At 35.1% G+C, this 23,804-nt stretch carries 22 protein-coding genes and 3 tRNA genes; 17 read left to right on the plus strand and 8 right to left on the minus strand.

The window, feature by feature from the left end:
* Window positions 1–8: 8 nt before the first annotated feature.
* Complete coding sequence (locus QP439_RS02770) at window positions 9–2,651, minus strand: YhgE/Pip domain-containing protein (RefSeq protein WP_101782439.1); 2,643 nt, start codon at window positions 2,649–2,651, stop codon at window positions 9–11.
* Between the two features lie 127 nt (window positions 2,652–2,778).
* On the opposite strand from QP439_RS02770, the gene QP439_RS02775 reads away from it, so the two are divergent.
* Entirely contained in the window at window positions 2,779–3,321 is a 543-nt protein-coding gene (locus QP439_RS02775; protein WP_001158259.1) for a TetR/AcrR family transcriptional regulator, read from the plus strand.
* Between the two features lie 40 nt (window positions 3,322–3,361).
* Here QP439_RS02775 and QP439_RS02780 read toward each other — a convergent pair.
* The 7 genes from QP439_RS02780 to rlmH all read right to left on the minus strand — a co-directional run bounded on the left by QP439_RS02780 (window position 3,362) and on the right by rlmH (window position 6,545).
* Window positions 3,362–3,435, minus strand: a tRNA-Asn gene (locus QP439_RS02780).
* A gap of 5 nt (window positions 3,436–3,440) precedes the next feature.
* Window positions 3,441–3,512, minus strand: a tRNA-Glu gene (locus QP439_RS02785).
* 51 nt (window positions 3,513–3,563) lie between these two features.
* Window positions 3,564–4,316, minus strand: a complete 753-nt coding sequence (gene comE / locus QP439_RS02790; RefSeq protein WP_285387509.1) for a competence system response regulator transcription factor ComE — start codon at window positions 4,314–4,316, stop codon at window positions 3,564–3,566.
* Entirely contained in the window at window positions 4,313–5,638 is a 1,326-nt protein-coding gene (gene comD / locus QP439_RS02795; protein WP_285387510.1) for a competence system sensor histidine kinase ComD, read from the minus strand. The genes comE and comD overlap by 4 nt, the downstream gene beginning before the upstream one ends.
* Window positions 5,639–5,658: 20 nt before the next feature.
* A complete protein-coding gene (comC, locus tag QP439_RS02800; RefSeq protein WP_049535516.1) occupies window positions 5,659–5,784 on the minus strand; it encodes a competence-stimulating peptide ComC in 126 nt (41 codons plus the stop codon).
* A 164-nt stretch (window positions 5,785–5,948) separates the two neighbouring features.
* Window positions 5,949–6,022: transfer RNA gene (locus QP439_RS02805), tRNA-Arg, on the minus strand.
* 43 nt (window positions 6,023–6,065) lie between these two features.
* A complete protein-coding gene (gene rlmH, locus QP439_RS02810; RefSeq protein ID WP_285387513.1) occupies window positions 6,066–6,545 on the minus strand; it encodes a 23S rRNA (pseudouridine(1915)-N(3))-methyltransferase RlmH in 480 nt (159 codons plus the stop codon).
* A 183-nt stretch (window positions 6,546–6,728) separates the two neighbouring features.
* Between rlmH and htrA the strand changes: the two genes are divergently transcribed.
* From htrA to QP439_RS02890, 16 genes are all read left to right on the plus strand, one after another.
* Entirely contained in the window at window positions 6,729–7,910 is a 1,182-nt protein-coding gene (gene htrA, locus QP439_RS02815) for a serine protease HtrA (RefSeq protein WP_285387514.1), read from the plus strand.
* Window positions 7,911–7,967: 57 nt separating this feature from the next.
* The gene (locus QP439_RS02820; RefSeq protein WP_084928696.1) at window positions 7,968–8,726 is read left to right on the plus strand and encodes a ParB/RepB/Spo0J family partition protein; all 759 of its coding nucleotides are present in this window, start codon (window positions 7,968–7,970) and stop codon (window positions 8,724–8,726) included.
* A gap of 212 nt (window positions 8,727–8,938) precedes the next feature.
* On the plus strand, window positions 8,939–10,300 hold the full coding sequence (gene dnaA, locus QP439_RS02825; RefSeq protein WP_033687629.1) for a chromosomal replication initiator protein DnaA: 1,362 nt from the start codon (window positions 8,939–8,941) through the stop codon (window positions 10,298–10,300).
* 158 nt (window positions 10,301–10,458) lie between these two features.
* Window positions 10,459–11,595 carry a DNA polymerase III subunit beta gene (gene dnaN / locus QP439_RS02830; protein ID WP_000581174.1) on the plus strand — a complete coding sequence of 379 codons (1,137 nt, stop codon included), beginning with the start codon at window positions 10,459–10,461 and terminating at the stop codon, window positions 11,593–11,595.
* A gap of 64 nt (window positions 11,596–11,659) precedes the next feature.
* Window positions 11,660–11,854 (plus strand): DUF951 domain-containing protein, encoded by a 195-nt coding sequence (locus QP439_RS02835; protein WP_000285186.1) that lies wholly within the window; start codon window positions 11,660–11,662, stop codon window positions 11,852–11,854.
* 84 nt (window positions 11,855–11,938) lie between these two features.
* Entirely contained in the window at window positions 11,939–13,054 is a 1,116-nt protein-coding gene (gene ychF / locus QP439_RS02840) for a redox-regulated ATPase YchF (protein ID WP_084928695.1), read from the plus strand.
* 73 nt (window positions 13,055–13,127) lie between these two features.
* Window positions 13,128–13,697, plus strand: a complete 570-nt coding sequence (gene pth, locus QP439_RS02845) for an aminoacyl-tRNA hydrolase (protein ID WP_000163936.1) — start codon at window positions 13,128–13,130, stop codon at window positions 13,695–13,697.
* A complete protein-coding gene (mfd, locus tag QP439_RS02850) occupies window positions 13,698–17,201 on the plus strand; it encodes a transcription-repair coupling factor (RefSeq protein ID WP_285387516.1) in 3,504 nt (1,167 codons plus the stop codon).
* A gap of 57 nt (window positions 17,202–17,258) precedes the next feature.
* A complete protein-coding gene (locus QP439_RS02855; RefSeq protein ID WP_001234978.1) occupies window positions 17,259–17,525 on the plus strand; it encodes an RNA-binding S4 domain-containing protein in 267 nt (88 codons plus the stop codon).
* Complete coding sequence (locus QP439_RS02860; RefSeq protein ID WP_020902315.1) at window positions 17,518–17,886, plus strand: septum formation initiator family protein; 369 nt, start codon at window positions 17,518–17,520, stop codon at window positions 17,884–17,886. The genes QP439_RS02855 and QP439_RS02860 overlap by 8 nt, the downstream gene beginning before the upstream one ends.
* A 4-nt stretch (window positions 17,887–17,890) precedes the next feature.
* Window positions 17,891–18,013, plus strand: a complete 123-nt coding sequence (locus QP439_RS02865) for an SP_0009 family protein (RefSeq protein ID WP_000429334.1) — start codon at window positions 17,891–17,893, stop codon at window positions 18,011–18,013.
* Complete coding sequence (locus QP439_RS02870; RefSeq protein ID WP_285387524.1) at window positions 18,006–19,274, plus strand: serine hydrolase; 1,269 nt, start codon at window positions 18,006–18,008, stop codon at window positions 19,272–19,274. The genes QP439_RS02865 and QP439_RS02870 overlap by 8 nt, the downstream gene beginning before the upstream one ends.
* Complete coding sequence (gene tilS, locus QP439_RS02875) at window positions 19,271–20,548, plus strand: tRNA lysidine(34) synthetase TilS (protein ID WP_261043484.1); 1,278 nt, start codon at window positions 19,271–19,273, stop codon at window positions 20,546–20,548. Before QP439_RS02870 ends, tilS begins: the two co-directional genes overlap by 4 nt.
* A 4-nt stretch (window positions 20,549–20,552) precedes the next feature.
* Window positions 20,553–21,095, plus strand: coding sequence for a hypoxanthine phosphoribosyltransferase (hpt, locus tag QP439_RS02880; protein WP_000892177.1), 543 nt, complete (start codon window positions 20,553–20,555; stop codon window positions 21,093–21,095).
* Between the two features lie 15 nt (window positions 21,096–21,110).
* Window positions 21,111–23,069, plus strand: a complete 1,959-nt coding sequence (ftsH, locus tag QP439_RS02885; RefSeq protein WP_285387526.1) for an ATP-dependent zinc metalloprotease FtsH — start codon at window positions 21,111–21,113, stop codon at window positions 23,067–23,069.
* A gap of 120 nt (window positions 23,070–23,189) precedes the next feature.
* Window positions 23,190–23,669, plus strand: a complete 480-nt coding sequence (locus QP439_RS02890; protein WP_000471939.1) for a sigma-70 RNA polymerase sigma factor region 4 domain-containing protein — start codon at window positions 23,190–23,192, stop codon at window positions 23,667–23,669.
* Window positions 23,670–23,804 lie beyond the last annotated feature (135 nt).

Raw genomic sequence — 23,804 nt, forward strand, 5'->3', positions numbered from 1 at the left:
CGATTTTTTTAATCTTCTTCCATTTTCTTAGGTCGATAGGCTAGCATACCTAAACCAGTAAATAGGGCTAATATCACAGCAAGGAAAATGACTTGATGATGAATATTTCCTGTCATAGAAATTGTTTGTCGTAATCCCGAAACTGAATAACTCATTGGTAACCAGGGATTAATGGCTCTAAAGAAATCATTTGTCAAAGTAAGTGGGTAAGTACCTGCACTTGATGCTAACTGTAATAAAAGCAAAATAAGAGAAAAGAAAGCTCCTATACGGCTATTCCATGTTGTTAAAGAGGTCACCATAGACATGAATGCTAAACTTGTTAGGATAATGAGAATAAATGTTCTCATCTCATGATTTGCAGTTAAACCAATAAGATGAACTCCTCCATATACCAAAATTCCTGCTAAAACAGCTATAATACCATTTATTTCAGCTCGAGATTTCAACCAAGCCCAACGGCTCTCCGGATGACGTCCTGAAGGCAACTTCGCAAAGATCATATTCGTTGATATTGCTGCAACAAAGAGAGCAACTGATATCATATAAGGAGCCATTGCAATTCCATTTACAGGAACTTGGTCATTGTCAGTTTTGGAGAGACTGAGAGGATTTGACAAAATCTCTGCATTTTTAGATTCTGTTGATGCTGACTTGAGTTGATCACTAGCATTACCTAATCCTTGTCCCAAAGAAGCAACTCCTATCTGTAAACCTTCCAATCCAGAAGTTAACTTTGTTCCACCTTCTGCTAGTTTCCCAGCTCCATCTGCCAATTTATTAGCTCCACTTTCTAATTGAGAAGCACCTGAAAGTAACTGACTTGATTTGTCAGCTAATTGACCCGATCCTGACTGCAATTTATCAACTCCTGCTATCAATTCTTGACTCTTTTGATTCAATTGATTGGAGCCAGTTGATAATTTTTCAATACCAGACACTAATTCTGGAGTTTTTTCAACTAATTGACCAACTCCTGCTGTCAAGTTAGAAGATTTTTGTGTCAAGGTGTTTGAGCCTGAAACTAGTTGATCCAAACTACCTGTCAAGTTGGCATTTTTTTCACTTAGTTGACTTGCGCCCTGAGAAACTTTATCAACACCTATAGTATATGCCTTTACACCTGATGCAATCGACTGACTGTCAGGAACTAATTTGCTAGTAACAGCTCCTTGTATTTCTGTTAATCCACTTGACAATCCTGTCAAAGAAGTAGAAGCAAGCGGTAATACTTGATTAGCTTGATTTTTTAATGTCGAAAGATTTGAAGATTGATTTTGTAAGTTTTCCAAACTTCCCTGTAAACCTTGTACTAAAGCTATAATTGACTGAGCCAATTGAATACTATCAGTCGAATTTTGAGATACAGAAGCGCTTATCTCAGCTTGTTGCTCACTTGTCAATGATTGATAAGCTGCTGTCGATTGAATATTAGCTAATGTAGTCGCTTTATCAGACTGAGCACTTACTAACATTTGATTAGAAAGAGATACCATACTTGATAAAACAGAATCTAATTGTTTTGTATCTCCAACATCAATATTTTGAATAACTTGATTTAACTGATTCAGACCGGAAGATAATTGATTAATTTGATCTTTTTGCTTAGATGAAGCATCTAACTTGCTAGAAAGTTGTTGAATACCTTCACTTAATTGCTCCACCCCCATTCGAAGTGTAGCTGATTGATTAGATAACTGATTAGCACCTGTTGCAAGACTTACCACTCCATTGGTGTAGGCACTAACACCAGATGAAAATTGATTAAGACCAGTATTAAGCTGAGAAACACCGCCAGTATAGGATTCTACACCAGTATATAACTGATTGATTCCTCTTACTAATTCAGGACTTTTAGAAGATAATTGACCTAATCCGTTATCTAATTGACTCACTGCACCAGTATATGTAACTAAACCACTATTAAAATTCCCTAAGCCAAGATGAAGTTGTTCGACACCAGAAATATAAGAGGATAATCCTCTAGTAAACTGTTCCGTTCCATTTGAAAATGTTAAACTTGAATCTGCTAAAGAGTGTAGGTTAGTAGTTAATGTTTGACTTCCTGTCACTAACTGATTCGCTCCATCAGTTAATTTTTCACTACCAGAAGCTGCTTGACTCATACCATCCTTTAAATCGACCATTTTGTTGAATAAAGCTTTAGTATAGGTCTCGGTTACATTGGTTGAAACACTCTGCTTTAATTGTGTCATCGCAGAATCGCTCATCTTGCTGGCAATAAAGCTATGACCACTTGAAGTCTGATAATCGATTTGCATTTGCTCTGGATGATCCGTTAAAATAGAAGATGCTTTTTCAGATAAATCACTGGGTAAAGTCACTACCATATAGTAATCGCCATCTTCCAATCCCTTCTTTCCTTCATCTTCATCCACGAAATGAAAATCCAAGGTTTTATTTTCTTTTAAATTGGACACCATGTCTTTTCCTATTGCCATATTACTACCATTATAGGAAGCCTTTTTATCATTATTGACAACTGCCACAGGTAAGTCAGGCAATTGCCCATATGGATCCCACATTGATGACAAAAATATGATATTGTACAGAGCTGGAATAAGAGAAATACCTATCATGACAATAATAAAGGTTGGTTTTTTTAAAATTGCTTTCCATTCTTTAAACATAGTTTCTCCTTTTTTAAACATATTGTCTAAAATTTTGATATAATAGATTATACAATAAAAAATCTAAATTACAAGATAAAAAATCCATTTTTAGACATATAGTCTAATTTGTTTACAAGGAGGAAATATGCAAGAAAGTAACAAACGCTTAAAAACAAAGCGAACTATTGAAAATGCTATGGTACAACTACTGATAGAACAACCATTCGATCAAATTTCTACTGTCAAGTTAGCAGAAAAAGCCGGAATTAGTCGTTCCAGCTTCTATACTCACTATAAGGATAAGTATGATATGATTGAGCACTATCAAAGCAAGCTATTTCATACATTTGAATATATTTTTCAAAAACATGCTCATCACAAAAGAGATGCTATTTTAGAAGTATTTGAATATCTAGAGTCAGAACCACTTCTGGCCGCCCTTCTTTCTGAAAATGGGACTAAAGAAATCCAAAATTTCTTAAGAAATAAACTTCATATCATGCTCAGCACAGATTTACAAAAGCGATTTATGCAACTAAATCTCAATACCACTGAATTAGAATATAGTAGCATCTATCTAACTCATGCACTTTTTGGTGTCTGTCAAACTTGGATTGCACATGGAAAAAAAGAAAGTCCTCAAGAAATAACAGATTTCCTTATGAAGATGCTTGGTGATACAAATTGATACAAAAAAGGGAACAACACTATGTTCCCTTTTATCTATACTCCGCCAGTAGGACTCGAACCTACGACATCATGATTAACAGTCATGCGCTACTACCAACTGAGCTATGGCGGATAAAATAGTCCGTACGGGATTCGAACCCGTGTTACCGCCGTGAAAAGGCGGTGTCTTAACCCCTTGACCAACGGACCTTCTATCTGTAGCAGATATAACCATTATATCAATTTCTTGCTAATTGTCAATTACTTTTGAGATTTTTTCTCTAAAATATCTTTTAACTTTCTAATTTTTAACCTTGAAATAGGACAGCGATGATCTTCATAGAAAACAACTTCTAGATTCTTTCGGTCAATTTCTCTGATATTGCCTATATTTACCAAAAATAACTTATGAGGAGAATAAAATCTCTGAGTATGTTTGTCCTTTTCCTGAATATCTGTCATGGTACCGTAAAACTCTTTGGCAAAATTCTTACCAATAATGCGCAATTTATGAGAAACTCCTGTCGTTTCAATATACAGAATGTCATGGTAAGGAATTTTTAAATCATTTCCCTTGTAATTGTAGTCAAAATAATCTACCACATCTTCATTTTCAAGTAACATACTCTTCGTGTAGAAGATATTTTGCTCAATTCTCTTCTTAAATAACTCATCATTGATATCCTTATCAACAAAATCTAGGGCTGATACCTGGTATTTATAGGTTAGAGTCGCAAACTCTGATCGACTGGTGATAAAGACGATAATAGCGTAGGGATTGTGATGACGAATGAGCTGAGCAACTTCAAATCCCTTTTTCTCAATTCCATGAATATCGATATCTAGGAAATAAAGCTGGTTTACTTCGTCGTTTTCAATGTATTCTTCAAATTCACGAACTTTTCCCGTTGTCTTGTATGATATTGGAATATTCGATTCTTTCGAAATTTCATCCAATATTCTCTCTAGTCTCACTTGATGTTCAATAACATCTTCTAAAATTAAAACTTTCATTCAAATTCCCTCTTAAATCTAATAATTTGTCTAAATGTACTGCCTTCCATCTCTGTTTCTAAAATAATATTGTTGTACTTATCTAGTAGTTCTTTCACATTATTTAATCCTACTCCGCGATTTCTTCCCTTAGTAGAGAATCCTAAAGCAAATAGATCTCCTGAAGGAGTCATCGTCATTTTACATGAATTCTGAATCACAATCACTGTTTCAGTTTCCATCTTAATAACTGCTACTTCCATCTGCTTTTTATAACTATCAGCCGATCCTTCGACAGCATTGTTCAATAAAATACTCATAATACGAACTAAATCCAGAAGGTCTATTGGTAGTCTAGTAATTATATCTTTTACTTCCAGTGTAAAATCTACACCGTTATTTCGAGCATAGACAATGGACTGAGCAACCAAACTTCGTAAGGCTGAATCTTCTATATTGTTTAAATCAAAGTAAGTGTACTTATCTGAACGCAATTTGTGATTTGCTTTGACCAAAACTTCATTGTAAACTCTGTCAATTTCCTGTAAATCACCACTGTCAATTGCCATCTGCATGCTGACAAGCATTCCAGCATAGTCATGCCGAAAACCACGAATTTCATTATACAGACCGACAATTTCATCTGTATAATTCTGTAAATGTTTCTGTTCAAATTTTTTCTGCTTCAAAGCAATCTCTTTCTCCATTTGTTCTTTATGCGAATTCATTGCAAAGAAGGTCAAAAGTAAAGAGATAAAGACAATAGATGATAAAATACTTCCAAAACTATTCAAATGTTTAATCGTACTTACTATATCTGAAACGAAAGATACAATATGTAGCAATAGTAAGGCAAAAAATACTTTTTTCAAGAAAGGATAAAGGTAGTCCTTGTCAAAATAGGTTAATTCTAAGTGGAAATAATGAATGATTTTTGAGACAACAAAATAGGTCAACACCGTTACAACGGAAAAGAATGGGTAATAATATTGTAAAACAAAATTGTCTCCTGTTATAGAGGAGAAAGTTACGGACAGAAAGTTATGAGTACTCTCATATAAAAGAGACAGTAGTAAACTTAGGAATAGTCCCCTATTCTTCTCATACTGTTTAATCCATCTAAAATAGGAATATAATCCCAAAGGAAATAAAAATGTTACAATTCCTAACCCATCTAAAGATAGAAAATAGAAGGTAAGTTCAAGTACTGCTTCCACTAGTAATGTATAAGCACCAAAAACGTATAGTTCCTTTGCTTTTATTTGACCTTTACAAATTAAACGGTAACTGTGACTAATAATTAAAAAATGAACAATAACTGTCCCAAATCCAAGTAAATTCATTACTCTTTCTCCTTATTTCATTACTTTTTTCGTCGGAAAAGAAAATCAAGGAGGATGTCTGAAACCCTACTTTCCCCACCTTTAATCTTTTGCAAGTCTTTTTCCTTCAAGGCTACAAACTGTTCCAATTTAACTGTGTTTTTCATAATAAAATCTCCTCAATGTTTTTTTCTTGTAAACTAACTTACAAAAACTATTATACAAAATGGAATTTCGTTTTAGATAAAATTCTCTCAACTGTCATTTTTTTCTCCCCAAGTGTACTTTTTTAAGAAAAAAGCCGGGAAAATTCCCAGCTTTGCTACTATATTGATCCCAGCAGGATTCGAACCTGCGACCGTTCGCTTAGAAGGCGAATGCTCTATCCAGCTGAGCTATGAGACCTAACACAGCTATTCTACCAAAAATTCAATTGAAAGTCAATTTTCTATTTATGATAGGGCGAGCCCTGCTGTATTGTAAAAGCTCGATAGATTTGTTCAACAAGGACTAGTCTCATTAACTGATGGGGCAAGGTTAAACGACCAAAACTAACAGAGAGATTGGCTCTCTTTTTTACATCCTGTGCTAGTCCCAGACTCCCTCCAATAATAAATGTAAGAGTAGAAAATCCTTTTATAGAAGCTTCTTCTAATTGTTTACTAAATTCTTCTGAGGAGAAAGTTTTCCCTTCGATAGCCAACACAATCACGAAATCACGGTCACCAACTTTTGATAAAATTCTCTGACCTTCTATTTCTAAAATCTTTTGATTTTCTGATTCACTGGCCTTATCTGGTGTCTTTTCATCTGCTAGCTCAATCATTTCAAGTTTAGCAAATCGAGAAATTCGTTTTGAATACTCTGCGATGCCATCTTTTAAATACTTTTCTTTCAGTTTCCCAACTGTTATAACTTTAATTTTCATGACTCTATTCTAACATATTCTCTATTTTTTCACATCTTATTCACAAAACAAAAGGTTAAATTTCACCTAGAAAACCACAGATTTTTAAAAGTTATCCACAATCTGTGAAAAACTTTTGTTTTTAAGTTATAATTAAGCTAGTCAGTTTATACTTTCAGTAATTTCAAACAAATGGAGGCAAATATGAAACATTTAAAAACATTTTATAAAAAATGGTTTCAATTATTAGTCGTTATCGTCATTAGCTTTTTTAGTGGAGCCTTGGGTAGCTTTTCAATAAACCAACTAACTCAAAAAAGTACTGAAAGTACCTCTAACAACAATAGTACTATTACACAGACTGCCTATAAGAATGAAAATTCAACAACACAGGCTGTTAACAAAGTAAAAGATGCCGTTGTTTCTGTTATTACTTATTCAGCAAACAGACAAAATAGCGTATTTGGTAATGATGATACTGACACAGATTCTCAGCAAATCTCTAGTGAAGGATCTGGGGTTATTTATAAAAAGAATGATAAAGAAGCTTACATCGTCACCAACAATCACGTTATAAATGGTGCCAGCAAAGTAGATATTCGTTTGTCAGATGGAACTAAAGTACCTGGAGAAATCGTCGGAGCGGATACTTTCTCTGATATTGCTGTCGTCAAAATCTCTTCAGAAAAAGTGACAACAGTAGCTGAATTTGGTGATTCTAGCAAGTTAACCGTAGGAGAAACTGCCATTGCTATTGGTAGCCCATTGGGTTCTGAATATGCAAATACTGTCACTCAGGGTATTGTATCTAGTCTTAATCGAAATGTGTCCTTAAAATCTGAAGATGGACAAGCCATTTCTACAAAAGCTATCCAAACTGATACTGCTATTAACCCAGGTAACTCTGGTGGCCCACTTATCAATATTCAAGGACAGGTTATCGGAATTACCTCAAGTAAAATTGCCACAAATGGAGGAACATCTGTAGAAGGTCTTGGTTTTGCAATCCCTGCAAATGATGCTATCAATATTATTGAACAGTTAGAAAAGAACGGAAAAGTGACTCGTCCAGCTTTGGGCATCCAAATGGTCAATCTCTCAAATATTAATACAAGTGATATTAGAAGACTCAATATTCCAAGCAATGTAACATCTGGTGTAGTTGTTCGTTCTGTGCAAAGTAATATGCCTGCAAATGGTCACCTTGAAAAATACGATGTTATTACAAAAGTAGATGACAAGGAGATTGCTTCATCAACAGACTTACAAAGTGCTCTTTACAATCATTCTATCGGAGACACCATTAAGATAACTTACTATCGTAACGGTAAAGAAGAAACTACATCTATTAAACTTGACAAGAGTTCAGGTGATTTAGAATCTTAATTGACATCTATGTAAAGAAAGCTTTACATAAGAGAAAAGATATGTTAGTGTAGAATCATGGAAAAATTTGAAATGATTTCTATCACGGATATACAAAAAAATCCCTATCAACCTCGAAAAGAATTTGATGGAGAAAAACTACATGAACTAGCACAGTCTATCAAAGAAAATGGGGTCATTCAACCGATTATTGTTCGTCAATCTCCTGTTATTGGTTATGAAATCCTTGCAGGAGAGAGACGCTATCGGGCTTCACTTTTAGCTGGTCTAACGTCTATCCCAGCTGTTGTTAAACAGCTTTCAGATCAAGAGATGATGGTCCAGTCCATCATTGAAAATTTGCAAAGAGAAAATTTAAATCCAATAGAAGAAGCACGAGCCTATGAATCTCTTGTAGAGAAAGGATTTACCCATGCTGAAATTGCAGATAAAATGGGCAAGTCTCGTCCATATATCAGCAACTCTATTCGCTTGCTGTCCTTGCCAGAACAGATCCTCTCAGAAATAGAAAACGGCAAACTATCACAAGCCCATGCGCGTTCTCTAGTTGGGTTAAATAAGGAACAACAAGACTATTTCTTTCAACGAATCATAGAAGAAGACATTTCTGTAAGGAAGTTAGAAGCTCTTCTGACAGAGAAAAAACAAAAGAAACTGCAAAAAAATGATTATTTCATACAAAATGAAGAAGAACAGTTAAAAAAAATACTCGGATTAGATGTAGAAATCAAACTGTCTAAAAAAGATAGTGGAAAAATCATTATTGCTTTCTCAAACCAAGAAGAATACAGTAGAATTATCAACAGCCTGAAATAAGGCTGTTCTTTTATTTTTTTATCTCACAAGGTTATCCACTATTTTTTTCAAAAAAAAGCTTCATAAATCAATAGTTTCTGATTTTATCCCCAACCTGTGGATAAAACTTGATAACATTGTGGATTATTTTTCACAGCTTGTGGAAAATTCTTGCTATCTATGGTAAAATAAATCTAGCATTAAACTTTTAAATAGTAAAGGAGGAGAAAGGATTGAAAGAAAAACAATTTTGGAATCGTATATTAGAATTTGCACAAGAAAGACTAACTCGTTCCATGTATGATTTCTATGCTATTCAAGCTGAACTCATTAAGGTAGAAGAAAATGTTGCCACTATATTTTTACCACGATCTGAAATGGAAATGGTCTGGGAAAAACAACTAAAAGATATCATTGTAGTAGCTGGTTTTGAGATTTATGATGCTGAAATAACTCCCCACTATATTTTCACCAAGCCTCAAGATACGATTATCCCACAAGTTGAAGAAGCTCCAAATTCAACTCTCTATGACTATAGTCCAAAGTTAGCATCTATTCCTTATTCGGATACTGGATTAAAAGAAAAGTATACCTTTGATAATTTTATCCAAGGGGATGGAAATGTTTGGGCAGTATCAGCCGCCCTGGCTGTCTCTGAAGATTTGGCCTTGACCTATAATCCTCTTTTTATCTATGGAGGACCTGGGCTTGGTAAGACTCACTTACTCAATGCCATTGGGAATGAGATTTTGAAAAATATTCCTGATGCGCGTGTGAAGTACATTCCTGCTGAAAGCTTTATAAACGACTTTCTTGAACATCTGAGACTGGGTGAAATGGATAAGTTCAAAAAAACCTACCGTAGCCTCGATCTCTTGTTAATTGATGATATTCAATCGCTGAGTGGAAAAAAAGTTGCAACTCAGGAAGAATTTTTCAATACTTTCAATGTTCTCCATAACAATCAAAAACAAATTGTTCTGACTAGTGATCGTAGCCCTAAACACTTAGAGGGCCTTGAAGAAAGACTTGTCACGCGCTTTAGCTGGGGCTTGACGCAAAATATCACACCACCTGACTTTGAGACACGTATTGCCATTTTACAAAGCAAAACAGAGAATTTAGACTACCATTTCCAAAGTGATACCCTAGAATACCTAGCTGGTCAATTTGATTCAAACGTCCGAGAACTTGAAGGAGCAATCAACGACATCACTTTAATCGCCCGAGTGAAGAAGATTAAGGATATCACTATCGATATCGCTGCAGAGGCTATTAGGGCACGCAAACAAGATGTTAGCCAAATGCTCGTCATCCCAATTGATAAAATCCAAAATGAAGTTGGTAACTTTTATGGTGTCAGCGTCAAAGAAATGAAGGGAAGCAGACGCCTTCAAAATATTGTGTTAGCCCGTCAAGTAGCCATGTATTTATCTAGAGAACTAACAGATAATAGTCTTCCAAAAATTGGGAAGGAATTTGGTGGTAAAGATCACACAACAGTCATTCATGCCCATGCCAAAATTAAATCTTTGATTGATGAAGACGATAATTTACGTTTAGAAATTGAATCAATCAAAAAGAAAATCAAATAACTTGTGGATAACTTTTACTTTATTATCTTTTTTATCCACATTTTTTAAACAAGCCCAAAAACTTGATATGACTTGTTTAAAGTCTGTTTTCCACAGATTTCACAGACTCTATTATTACTATTATCCTTCTAATACTAAAAATAAATAAAGGAGAATCCATGATTCATTTTTCAATTAATAAAAATTTATTTCTACAAGCCTTAAATACTACTAAGAGAGCTATTAGCTCTAAAAATGCCATTCCTATTTTATCAACCGTCAAAATTGACGTAACCAATGAAGGTGTTACTTTAATTGGTTCAAATGGTCAAATTTCAATTGAAAATTTTATTTCTCAAAAAAATGAAGATGCTGGTTTGTTAATTACTTCTTTAGGTTCGATCCTTCTTGAAGCTTCTTTCTTCATCAATGTGGTATCTAGTCTACCTGATGTGACTCTTGATTTTAAAGAAATTGAACAAAACCAAATTGTTTTAACTAGTGGCAAATCAGAAATTACCCTAAAAGGAAAAGATAGCGAGCAATATCCACGAATCCAAGAAATTTCAGCAAGCACTCCTTTGGTTCTTGAAACAAAATTACTTAAGAAAATTATCAATGAAACAGCTTTTGCTGCAAGTACACAAGAAAGTCGTCCAATTTTAACAGGTGTTCATTTTGTATTGAGCCAACACAAAGAGTTAAAAACAGTTGCAACAGACTCTCATCGTCTAAGCCAGAAAAAATTGACTCTTGAAAAAAATAGTGATGATTTTGATGTCGTGATTCCTAGCCGTTCTCTACGCGAATTTTCAGCAGTATTTACAGACGATATTGAAACTGTAGAGATTTTCTTTGCCAACAATCAAATCCTCTTTAGAAGCGAAAATATTAGCTTCTATACTCGTTTGTTAGAAGGTAACTATCCTGATACAGATCGCTTGATTCCGACAGACTTTAACACTACTATTACTTTTGATGTGGTAAACTTACGTCAGTCAATGGAGCGTGCTCGCCTTTTATCAAGTGCGACTCAAAATGGTACTGTGAAGCTTGAAATTAAAGGTGGTATTGTTAGCGCCCATGTTCATTCTCCAGAAGTTGGTAAAGTAAACGAAGAAATCGATACTGATCAGGTGACTGGTGAAGATTTGACTATTAGTTTCAACCCAACTTACTTGATTGATTCTCTTAAGGCTTTAAATAGCGAAAAGGTGACCATTAGCTTTATCTCAGCTGTTCGTCCATTTACTCTTGTGCCAGCAGACACTGATGAAGACTTCATGCAGCTCATTACACCAGTTCGTACAAATTAAGTGAAAGAGGTTGAGCCTGGCTCGCCTCTTTTATGATATAATCTAAAAAGAGAAGGAGAGTAGTATGTATCAAGTTGGAAATTTTGTTGAAATGAAAAAACCACATGCTTGCACCATCAAGTCAACAGGTAAAAAGGCCAATCGTTGGGAAATTACACGTGTAGGAGCAGATATCAAAATTAAATGTAGCAATTGTGACCATGTTGTCATGATGGGGCGCTATGATTTTGATCGAAAAATGAATAAAATTATTGACTGAAACCCCTCAGTTAGAGGGTTAGCAAGTTTTCCCTTTTTGTGTTATAATATTAGGGATTGAAATGAAAACGGAGAATGAGAAAATATGGCTTTAACAGCAGGTATCGTTGGTTTGCCAAACGTTGGTAAATCAACACTATTTAATGCAATTACAAAAGCAGGAGCAGAGGCTGCAAACTATCCATTTGCGACGATTGATCCAAACGTTGGAATGGTTGAGGTTCCAGATGAACGCCTACAAAAATTGACTGAAATGATCACTCCTAAAAAGACAGTTCCAACAACATTTGAATTTACAGATATCGCAGGAATTGTAAAAGGAGCTTCAAAAGGAGAAGGGCTAGGGAATAAATTCTTGGCTAATATCCGTGAAGTAGACGCGATTGTTCACGTAGTTCGTGCTTTTGATGATGAAAATGTGATGCGCGAGCAAGGACGTGAAGATGCTTTTGTGGATCCACTTGCAGATATTGATACTATTAACCTGGAGTTGATTCTTGCTGACTTAGAATCAGTTAATAAGCGTTATGCGCGTGTAGAAAAGATGGCATGTACGCAAAAAGATAAAGAATCAGTAGCTGAGTTTAATGTTCTTCAAAAGATTAAACCAGTCCTAGAAGATGGAAAATCAGCTCGAACTATTGAATTTACAGATGAAGAACAAAAAGTTGTCAAAGGTCTCTTCCTTTTGACGACTAAACCAGTGCTCTATGTTGCCAATGTGGATGAGGATGTTGTTTCAGAACCTGACTCTATCGACTATGTTAAACAAATTCGTGAATTCGCAGCGACAGAAAATGCTGAAGTAGTCGTTATTTCTGCGCGTGCTGAGGAAGAAATTTCTGAGTTAGACGAAGAAGATAAGCAAGAGTTTCTTGAAGCACTTGGTTTGACAGAGTCAGGCGTTGACAAGTTGACTCGTGCAGCTTACCACTTACTTGGATTGGGAACTTACTTCACAGCTGGTGAAAAAGAAGTTCGCGCTTGGACCTTTAAACGTGGTATGAAGGCTCCTCAAGCAGCTGGTATTATCCACTCAGACTTTGAAAAAGGATTTATTCGTGCAGTAACTATGTCATATGAGGATCTAGTGAAATATGGATCTGAAAAGGCTGTAAAAGAAGCTGGGCGCTTGCGTGAAGAAGGAAAAGAATATATCGTTCAAGATGGCGATATCATGGAATTCCGCTTTAATGTCTAATAATATTTAACAAATAGTGTCAATTAGGTTGGAAAAAAATTCCAACCCTTTTGGCTTTTGAAAGGAAAAATAAATGACCAAATTACTTGTAGGATTAGGAAATCCAGGAGATAAATATTTTGAGACCAAACACAATGTTGGATTTATGTTGATTGACCAACTAGCGAAGAAACAGAATGTCACTTTTACACACGATAAGATATTTCAAGCTGACCTAGCATCCTTTTTCCTAAATGGAGAAAAAATTTATCTTGTCAAACCAACGACATTTATGAATGAAAGTGGAAAAGCGGTTCATGCTTTATTGACTTATTATGGTTTGGATATTGAAGATTTACTCATCATTTACGATGACCTTGACATGGAAGTTGGGAAAATTCGTTTAAGAGCAAAAGGTTCAGCAGGTGGTCATAATGGTATCAAGTCTATTATTCAACATATTGGAACCCAAACCTTTAATCGTGTTAAAATTGGAATCGGAAGACCTAAAAATGGCATGTCAGTTGTTCACCATGTTTTGAGTACTTTTGACAAGGATGATTATATTGGTATTTTACAGTCTATTGACAAAGTTGACGATTCTGTAAACTACTATTTACAAGAGAAAAACTTTGAAAAAACGATGCAGAGGTATAACGGATAAATGGTGACCTTATTAGATTTATTCTCAGAAAATGATCAGATAAAAAAATGGCATCAAAATCTGACAGATAAGAAAAGACAATTAATCTTAGGCTTGTCAACTTCTACAAAAACTTTAGCAATTGCTAGTAGTTTGAGACAGGAAGATAAGATTGTGTTATTGACGTCAACTTATGGAGAAGCCGAAGGACTTGTTAGTGATCTTATATCTATCTTGGGTGAGGAACTTGTCTATCCATTTTTGGTAGATGACTCCCCTATGGTCGAGTTTTTGATGTCTTCACAAGAAAAAATCATTTCACGGGTTGAAGCCTTGCGTTTTTTGACTGATTCATCTAAGAAAGGGATTTTAGTTTGTAATATCGCAGCAAGTCGATTGATTTTACCGTCTCCCAATATATTTAAAGATAGTATTGTAAAAATAACAGTTGGTGAAGAATATGACCAACACGCACTTATCCATCAGTTAAAAGAGATAGGCTATCGAAAAGTTACACAAGTACAAACTCAGGGAGAGTTTAGTATACGAGGAGATATTTTAGATATTTTTGAAATATCCCAGTTAGAACCTTGCCGAATTGAGTTTTTTGGTGATGAAATTGATGGTATTAGGTTATTTGAAGTCGAAACACAATTATCGAAAGAAAATCAGACAGAACTCACTATCTTTCCAGCTAGTGATATGCTTTTGAGAGAAAAGGATTATCAACGAGGACAGTCAGCTTTAGAAAAACAAATTTCAAAAACGTTATCACCGATTTTGAAATCCTATCTAGAAGAAATTCTTTCAAGTTTTCACCAAAAACAAATACATTCAGATTCACGGAAGTTTTTATCTTTGTGCTATGAAAAGACATGGACTGTCTTTGACTATATTGAAAAAGATACCCCAGTATTCTTTGATGATTATCAGAAATTGATGAATCAGTATGAAGTCTTTGAAAGGGAGTTAGCACAATACTTTACAGAAGAATTACAGAACAGTAAAGCATTTTCTGAGATGCAGTATTTTGCAGATACAGAGCAAATCTATAAAAAACAAAGACCAGTTACCTTTTTCTCTAATCTGCAAAAGGGGTTAGGCAATCTCAAGTTTGACCAAATTTATCAATTTAATCAATATCCTATGCAGGAGTTTTTCAATCAATTTTCTTTTCTAAAAGAAGAAATTGAGCGATACAAAAAAATGGATTATACTATTATCCTGCAGTCTAGCAATTCAATGGGAAGTAAAACATTGGAGGATGTTTTAGAGGAATACCAGATTAAATTGGATTCTAGAGATAAGTCAAGTGTTTGTAAAGAATCTGTAAACTTAATTGAGGGTAATCTCAGACATGGTTTTCATTTTGTAGATGAAAAGGTTTTATTGATAACTGAACATGAGATTTTTCAAAAGAAATTGAAACGTCGTTTTCGAAGACAACATGTTTCAAACGCAGAGAGATTAAAAGATTACAATGAACTTGAAAAAGGAGATTACGTTGTTCACCATATCCATGGAATTGGTCAATATCTAGGGATTGAAACAATTGAAATCAAAGGGATTCACCGTGATTATGTCAGTGTTCAATACCAAAACGGGGATCAAATCTCTATCCCAGTGGAACAGATTCATCTACTTTCCAAATACGTTTCAAGTGACGGTAAAGCTCCTAAACTCAATAAATTAAATGACGGTCATTTCAAAAAAGCCAAGCAAAAAGTTAAGAACCAGGTAGAGGATATAGCTGACGATTTAATCAAACTTTATTCTGAGCGCAGCCAGTTGAAGGGTTTTGCTTTCTCAGCTGATGATGAGGATCAACATGCTTTTGATGATGCCTTCCCTTATGTTGAAACGGATGATCAACTTCGTAGTGTTGAGGAAATCAAGAGAGATATGCAGGCTTCTCAACCAATGGATCGACTTTTAGTTGGGGATGTTGGTTTTGGAAAGACTGAAGTTGCTATGCGTGCAGCCTTTAAGGCAGTCAATGATCACAAACAGGTTGTCGTTCTAGTTCCGACGACGGTTTTAGCGCAACAGCACTATACGAATTTTAAGGAACGATTCCAAAATTTTGCAGTTAATATTGATGTGTTGAGTCGCTTTAGAAGTAAAAAAGAGCAGACTGAAACACTTGAAAAATTGAAAAAGGGTCAAGTTGATATTCTGATTGGAACACATCGTGTTTTGTCAAAAGATGTTGTGTTTGCTGATTTGGGCTTAATGATTATTGATGAGGAGCAGCGATTTGGTGTCAAGCATAAGGAAACCTTGAAAGAACTGAAAAAACAAGTAGATGTTCTGACCTTGACAGCAACGCCAATTCCTCGTACCCTTCACATGTCTATGCTGGGAATCAGAGATTTGTCTGTTATTGAAACTCCGCCGACTAATCGTTATCCTGTTCAGACCTATGTTTTGGAAAAGAATGATAGTGTGATTCGTGATGCTGTCTTACGTGAAATGGACCGTGGAGGTCAAGTTTACTATCTTTACAATAAAGTTGACACAATTGATCAGAAGGTTTCAGAATTACAGGAGTTGATTCCAGAGGCTTCAATTGGGTATGTTCATGGGCAAATGAGTGAGATTCAGTTAGAAAATACTCTACTAGATTTCATTGAAGGTCAGTATGATATCTTGGTGACAACTACCATTATTGAGACAGGGGTGGACATTCCAAATGCCAATACTTTATTTATTGAAAATGCGGACCATATGGGCTTGTCAACCTTGTATCAGTTAAGAGGAAGAGTTGGTCGTAGTAATCGTATTGCTTATGCTTATCTCATGTATCGTCCGGAAAAATCAATCAGTGAAGTATCTGAAAAGAGATTAGAAGCAATCAAAGGATTTACAGAATTGGGCTCCGGATTTAAGATTGCAATGCGAGATCTTTCGATTCGCGGAGCAGGAAATCTTTTAGGGAAATCCCAGTCTGGTTTCATTGATTCTGTTGGTTTTGAATTGTATTCGCAATTATTGGAGGAAGCTATTGCTAAACGACATGGTAATGGGAACACAAGAACCAAAGGGAATGCTGAGTTGATTTTACAAATTGATGCCTATCTTCCTGATACCTATATTTCTGATCAACGACATAAGATTGAAATTTACAAGAAAATTCGTCAAATTGACAACCGTGCCAACTATGAAGAGTTACAAGAAGAGTTGATGGACCGCTTTGGAGAGTACCCAGACGTGGTAGCCTATCTTTTAGAGATTGGTTTGGTTAAGTCTTATCTTGACAAGGTCTTTGTTCAACGTGTGGAAAGAAAAGATAATAAGATTACAGTACAATTTGAAAAAGTCACTCAGCGATTGTTTTTGGCTCAAGATTATTTTAAATCTTTATCTGCAACGAATTTAAAAGCAGCCATAACTGAGAATAAGGGATTAATGGAAGTTGTATTTGACATCCGAAACAAGAAGGACTATGAAATTTTAGAAGGTCTGCTCATTTTTGGAGAAAGTTTATTAGAGATAAAAGAATCAAAGGAAGCAATTTCCCTTTAACATTTTTCTTCTATAAAAGGGATAAAAATGGTACAATAATAATTTGAGGTAATAAAAATGAGATTAGACAAATATTTAAAAGTATCAAGAATTATCAAGCGTCGTACAGTCGCAAAAGAAGTAGCAGATAAAGGTAGAATCAAGGTAAATGGAATCTTGGCCAAAAGTTCAACGGATTTGAAAGTTAATGACCAAGTTGAAATTCGTTTTGGCAATAAGTTGCTACTTGTAAAAGTACTGGAGATGAAAGATAGTACAAAAAAAGAAGATGCAGCAGGCATGTATGAAATTATCAGCGAAACACGGGTAGAAGAAAATGTCTAAAAATATTGTACAATTGAATAATTCTTTTATTCAAAATGAACATCAACGTCGTCGCTATCTGATGAAAGAACGACAAAAACGTAATCGTTTCATGGGTTGGGTTCTTATTTTGATGATTTTATTGTTCATTTTACCAACTTATAATCTTGCTCAAAGTTATCACCAATTACTCCAAAGACGTCAACAGTTATCAGACTTGCAAACTCAGTATCAAAACTTGAGTGAGGAAAAGGAGAAAGAGACAGCTTTTGCTACAAAGTTGAAAGATGAAGATTACGCTGCTAAATACATGCGTGCAAAATATTATTATTCTAAGAATCGGGAAGCTGTTTATACGATTCCTGACTTGCTCCCAAGGTGATAAAATGGAAAATTTATTAGATGTAATAGAGCAATTTTTGAGTCTATCGGATGAAAAACTAGAAGAGTTGGCTGATAAAAATCAATTATTGCGTTTACAAGAAGAAAAGGAAAGGAAGAATGCGTAAGTTCTTAATTATTTTGTTGCTACCGAGTTTTTTGACTATTTCAAAAGTCGTTAGCACAGAAAAAGAAGTCGTCTATACTTCGAAAGAAATTTATTACCTTTCACAATCTGACTTTGGTATTTATTTTAGAGAAAAATTAAGTTCTCCCATGGTTTATGGAGAGGTTCCTGTTTATGCGAATGAAGATTTAGTAGTGGAATCTGGAAAATTGACTCCCCAAACAAGTTTTCAAATAACCGAGTGGAACTTAAATAAACAAGGAATTCCGGTATTTAAGCTATCAAATCATCAATTTATAGCTGCGGACAAACGATTTTTATATGATCAATCAGAGGTAACTCCAACAATAAAAAAAGTATGGTTAGAATCTGATTTTAAACTGTACAATAGTCCTTATGACTTAAAAGAAGTGAAATCATCCTTATCAGCTTATTCGCAAGTATCAATTGATAAGACCATGTTTGTAGAAGGAAGAGAATTTCTACATATTGATCAGGCTGGATGGGTAGCTAAAGAATCAACTTCTGAAGAAGATAATCGGATGAGTAAAGTCCAAGAAATGTTATCGGAAAAATATCAGAAGGATTCATTTTCTATTTATGTTAAGCAACTGACTACTGGAAAAGAAGCTGGTATCAATCAAGATGAAAAGATGTATGCGGCTAGTGTTTTGAAACTCCCTTATCTTTATTATACGCAAGAAAAAATAAATGAAGGTCTTTATCAGTTAGATACGACTGTAAAATACATATCTGCAGTCAATGATTTTCCAGGTTCCTATAAACCAGAAGGAAGTGGTAGTCTTCCTAAAAAAGAGGATAATAAAGAGTATTCTCTAAAAGATTTAATTACGAAAGTATCAAAAGAATCTGATAATGTAGCTCATAATCTATTGGGATATTACATTTCAAACCAATCTGATGCCACATTCAAATCCAAGATGTCTGCTATTATGGGAGATGATTGGGATTCAAAAGAAAAATTGATTTCTTCTAAGATGGCTGGGAAGGTTATGGAGGCAATTTATAATCAAAATGGATTTGTATTGGAGTCTTTGACTAAAACAGATTTTGATAATGAGAGAATTGCCAAAGGTGTTTCTGTTAAAGTAGCTCATAAAATTGGAGATGCGGATGAATTTAAGCATGATACAGGTGTTGTCTATGCAGATTCTCCATTTATTCTTTCTATTTTCACTAAAAATTCTGATTATGATACGATTTCTAAGATATCCAAAGATGTTTATGAGGTTCTAAAATGAGAGAACAAGATTTTTTAAATCATTTTCTTAATAAGGGATATTTCAAAAAACATGCTAAGGTCGTGCTAGCTCTTTCTGGTGGATTAGATTCTATGTTTCTATTTAAGCTATTATCTATGTATCAAAAAGAGTTAGAAATTGAATTGATTCTAGCTCATGTGAATCATAAGCAGAGAGTAGAATCAGATGGGGAAGAAAAGGAATTAAGGAAGTTGGCTGCTGAAGCAGAGCTTCCTATTTATATCAGCAATTTTTCAGGAGAATTTTCGGAAGCGCGTGCTCGAGATTTTCGTTATGAATTTTTTAAAAAGGTCATGAAAAAGACAGGTGCGACAGCTTTAGTCACTGCCCACCATGCTGATGATCAGGTGGAAACGATTTTGATGCGCTTGATTCGAGGCACTCGTTTGCGCTATCTATCAGGAATTAAGGAGAAGCAAGTAGTCGGAGAGATAGAAATCATTCGTCCCTTCTTGCATTTTCAAAAAAAAGACTTTCCACCAATTTTTCACTTTGAAGATATATCAAATCAGGAAAATCATTATTTGCGCAACCGTATTCGAAACTCTTACTTACCAGAATTGGAAAAAGAAAATCCTCGGTTTAGGGATGCAATATTGAGAATCGGCAATGAAATTTTAGATTATGACTTAGCCATAGCTGAATTATCAAATAATATTGATGTAGAAAATGTAGAGCAGCTATTTTCTTACTCTGAGTCTACACAAAGAGTTTTACTTCAAACTTATCTGAATCGTTTTCCAGATTTGAATCTTACAAAAGCTCAGTTTAAAGAAGTTAGACAAATTTTAAAAACTAAAAGCCAGTATCGTAATCCGCTTAAAAATGGTTATGAATTGATAAAAGAGTACCAACAGTTTCAGATTTGTAAAATCAGTCCTCAGGCTGATGAAAAGGAAGAGGAACTTGTGTTACACTATCAAAATCAAGTTACTTATCAAGGATATAAATTTTCCTTTGGAATTCCTTTAGAAGGTGATTCAATTCAACAAATACCTGTTTCACGAGAAACATCAATACTCATTCGCCCTAGAAAAACAGGAGATGTTTTGATTCTAAATGGGCATAGAAAAAAACTCAGACGTCTATTTATTGATTTGAAAATCCCTATGGAAAAGCGAAAATCAGCTCTGATTATTGAGCAATTTGGTGAAATTGTCTCAATTTTGGGAATTGCGACCAGTAATTTGAGTAAAAACACGAAAAATGATATAATGAACACTGTACTTTATATAGAAAAAATAGATAGGTAAAAAAATGTTAGAAAACGATATTAAAAAAATCCTCGTTTCACACGATGAAATTACAGAAGCTGCTAAAAAATTAGGTGCTCAACTCACTAAAGACTATGCAGGAAAAAATCCAATTTTAGTTGGGATTTTAAAAGGATCTATTCCTTTTATGGCTGAATTGGTTAAACATATTGATACACATATTGAAATGGACTTTATGATGGTTTCTAGCTATCATGGTGGAACAGCAAGTAGTGGTGTCATTAATATCAAGCAAGATGTGACTCAAGATATCAAAGGAAGACATGTTCTATTTGTAGAGGATATCATTGATACAGGACAAACTTTGAAGAATTTGCGAGATATGTTTATTGAAAGAGAAGCTGCTTCTGTTAACATTGCAACCTTGTTGGATAAACCAGAGGGGCGTGTTGTAGAAATTGAGGCAGACTATACCTGCTTTACTATTCCAAATGAGTTTGTAGTAGGTTATGGCTTAGACTACAAAGAAAATTATCGTAACCTTCCTTATGTTGGAGTATTGAAAGAAGAAGTGTATTCAAATTAGAAAGAACAATTTTTAATGAAAAAACAAAATAATGGTTTAATTAAAAATCCTTTTCTATGGTTATTACTTATTTTTTTCCTAGTTACAGGTTATCAGTATTTTAGTACCGGTAGTGTTACAGGGAAAAGTGAGCAAATTAATTATACAGAATTGGTAAAAGAAATTACCGATGACAATGTAAAAGAATTGACTTACCAACCAAATGGCAGTGTTATCGAAGTTTCAGGTGTTTATAAAAATCCTAAAACAAGTAAAGAAGAAACAGGCATTCAGTTCTTTTCTCCTTCTGCTACAACAGTAGAGAAATTTTCAAGCATCATTCTTCCTTCAGATACGACAGTATCTGAATTGCAAAAACTTGCTTCTGATCATAAGGCGGAAGTAACTGTTAAGCATGAAAGTTCAAGTGGTATGTGGATTAATATTCTTGTATCCATTGTGCCATTCGGTATCCTCTTCTTCTTCCTATTCTCTATGATGGGAAATATGGGAGGAAATAATAGCCGTAACCCAATGAGTTTTGGACGTAGTAAGGCTAAAGCTGCAAATAAAGAAGATATTAAAGTAAGATTTTCAGATGTTGCTGGAGCTGAGGAAGAAAAACAAGAACTAGTTGAAGTTGTTGAATTCTTAAAAGATCCAAAACGATTTACAAAACTTGGAGCTCGTATTCCAGCAGGTGTCCTTCTGGAGGGACCTCCGGGAACAGGTAAGACTTTGCTTGCTAAAGCAGTTGCCGGAGAAGCAGGTGTTCCATTCTTTAGTATCTCAGGTTCTGATTTTGTAGAAATGTTTGTCGGAGTTGGAGCTAGTCGTGTTCGTTCTCTTTTTGAAGATGCAAAAAAAGCAGCACCAGCTATCATCTTTATCGATGAAATTGATGCTGTTGGACGTCAACGTGGAGTTGGTCTTGGCGGAGGAAATGATGAACGTGAACAAACCTTGAACCAACTCTTGATTGAGATGGATGGTTTTGAGGGTAATGAAGGAATTATCGTTATTGCTGCGACAAACCGTTCAGATGTACTTGACCCTGCCCTTCTGCGTCCAGGACGTTTTGATAGAAAAGTATTGGTTGGCCGTCCTGATGTTAAGGGGCGCGAAGCAATTTTGAAAGTTCATGCTAAGAATAAGCCTTTAGCAGAAGATGTTGATTTGAAATTAGTGGCTCAACAAACTCCTGGCTTTGTTGGTGCTGATTTAGAGAATGTCTTGAATGAAGCAGCTTTAGTTGCTGCTCGTCGCAATAAATCAATCATCGATGCCTCAGATATTGATGAAGCAGAAGATAGAGTTATTGCTGGACCTTCTAAGAAAGATAAGACAGTTTCACAAAAAGAACGTGAATTGGTTGCCTATCATGAGGCAGGACATACCATTGTTGGTCTAGTCTTGTCGAATGCCCGTGTTGTTCATAAAGTTACTATCGTACCACGCGGCCGTGCAGGCGGTTATATGATTGCACTTCCTAAGGAAGACCAAATGCTTCTATCTAAAGAAGATATGAAAGAGCAATTGGCTGGCTTAATGGGTGGACGTGTAGCTGAAGAAATTATCTTTAATGTTCAAACTACAGGAGCTTCGAACGACTTTGAACAAGCGACACAAATGGCGCGTGCAATGGTTACAGAGTACGGTATGAGTGAAAAACTTGGCCCAGTACAATATGAAGGAAACCATGCTATGTTTGGTGCACAGAGTCCTCAAAAATCAATCTCAGAGCAAACAGCTTATGAAATTGATGAAGAGGTTCGTTCATTATTGAATGAAGCACGAAATAAAGCTGCTGAAATTATTCAGTCAAATCGTGAAACTCACAAGTTGATTGCAGAAGCATTATTGAAATACGAAACATTGGATAGTACACAAATTAAAGCTCTTTACGAAACAGGAAAGATGCCTGAAACCGTAGAAGAGGAATCTCATGCATTATCTTATGATGAAGTAAAGTCAAAAATGAATGATGAAATATAACCCTGAGAGAGGCGTGACCTCTCTTTTTTGTGCAGTTGAGACGGTAAAGGAGACAGAATAGGCGAAATGGTCCCAATTAAGTTCTTGATTTGTTAGACTGTATCTAGAAAGGGGAACGTTATGTTTAAAGAATTATATGAAGAAGTCCAGGGGATTGTATATAAGTGTAGAAATGAATATCATCTCCATTTATGGGAGCTATCAGATTGGGACCAAGAGGGAATGATTTGCTTACATGAATTGATTAGTAGAGAAGAAGGAATAGTAGAAGATATCCCACGCTTACGTAAATACTTCAAAACTAAATTCCGTAATCGGATCCTAGACTATATCCGTAAGCAGGAAAGCCAGAAGCGTAGATATGATAAAGAACCCTATGAAGAAGTAGGTGAGATTAGTCATCGTATCAGTGAGGGAGGTATGTGGCTAGATGAGTATTATCTCTTTCATGAGACACTAAGAGATTATAGAAACAAACAAAGTAAAGACAAACAAGAAGAGTTAGAACGCGTCTTAAGACATGAACGCTTCCGAGGGCGTCAAAGAGTATTGAGAGACTTACGTATTGTGTTTAAGGAGTTTGATATCCGTACTCATTAGGGAGTCATACAAAAAAACATAAAAAGTTTAAAAAAGTTGTTGACAAGTCAGAAAAAGTCTGTATAATAGTAAGAGTTAAAAATAACAACTCTGGTCCGTTGGTCAAGGGGTTAAGACACCGCCTTTTCACGGCGG

This window comes from Streptococcus sp. UMB1203 (genome assembly GCF_030217725.1).
Taxonomy (GTDB): domain Bacteria; phylum Bacillota; class Bacilli; order Lactobacillales; family Streptococcaceae; genus Streptococcus.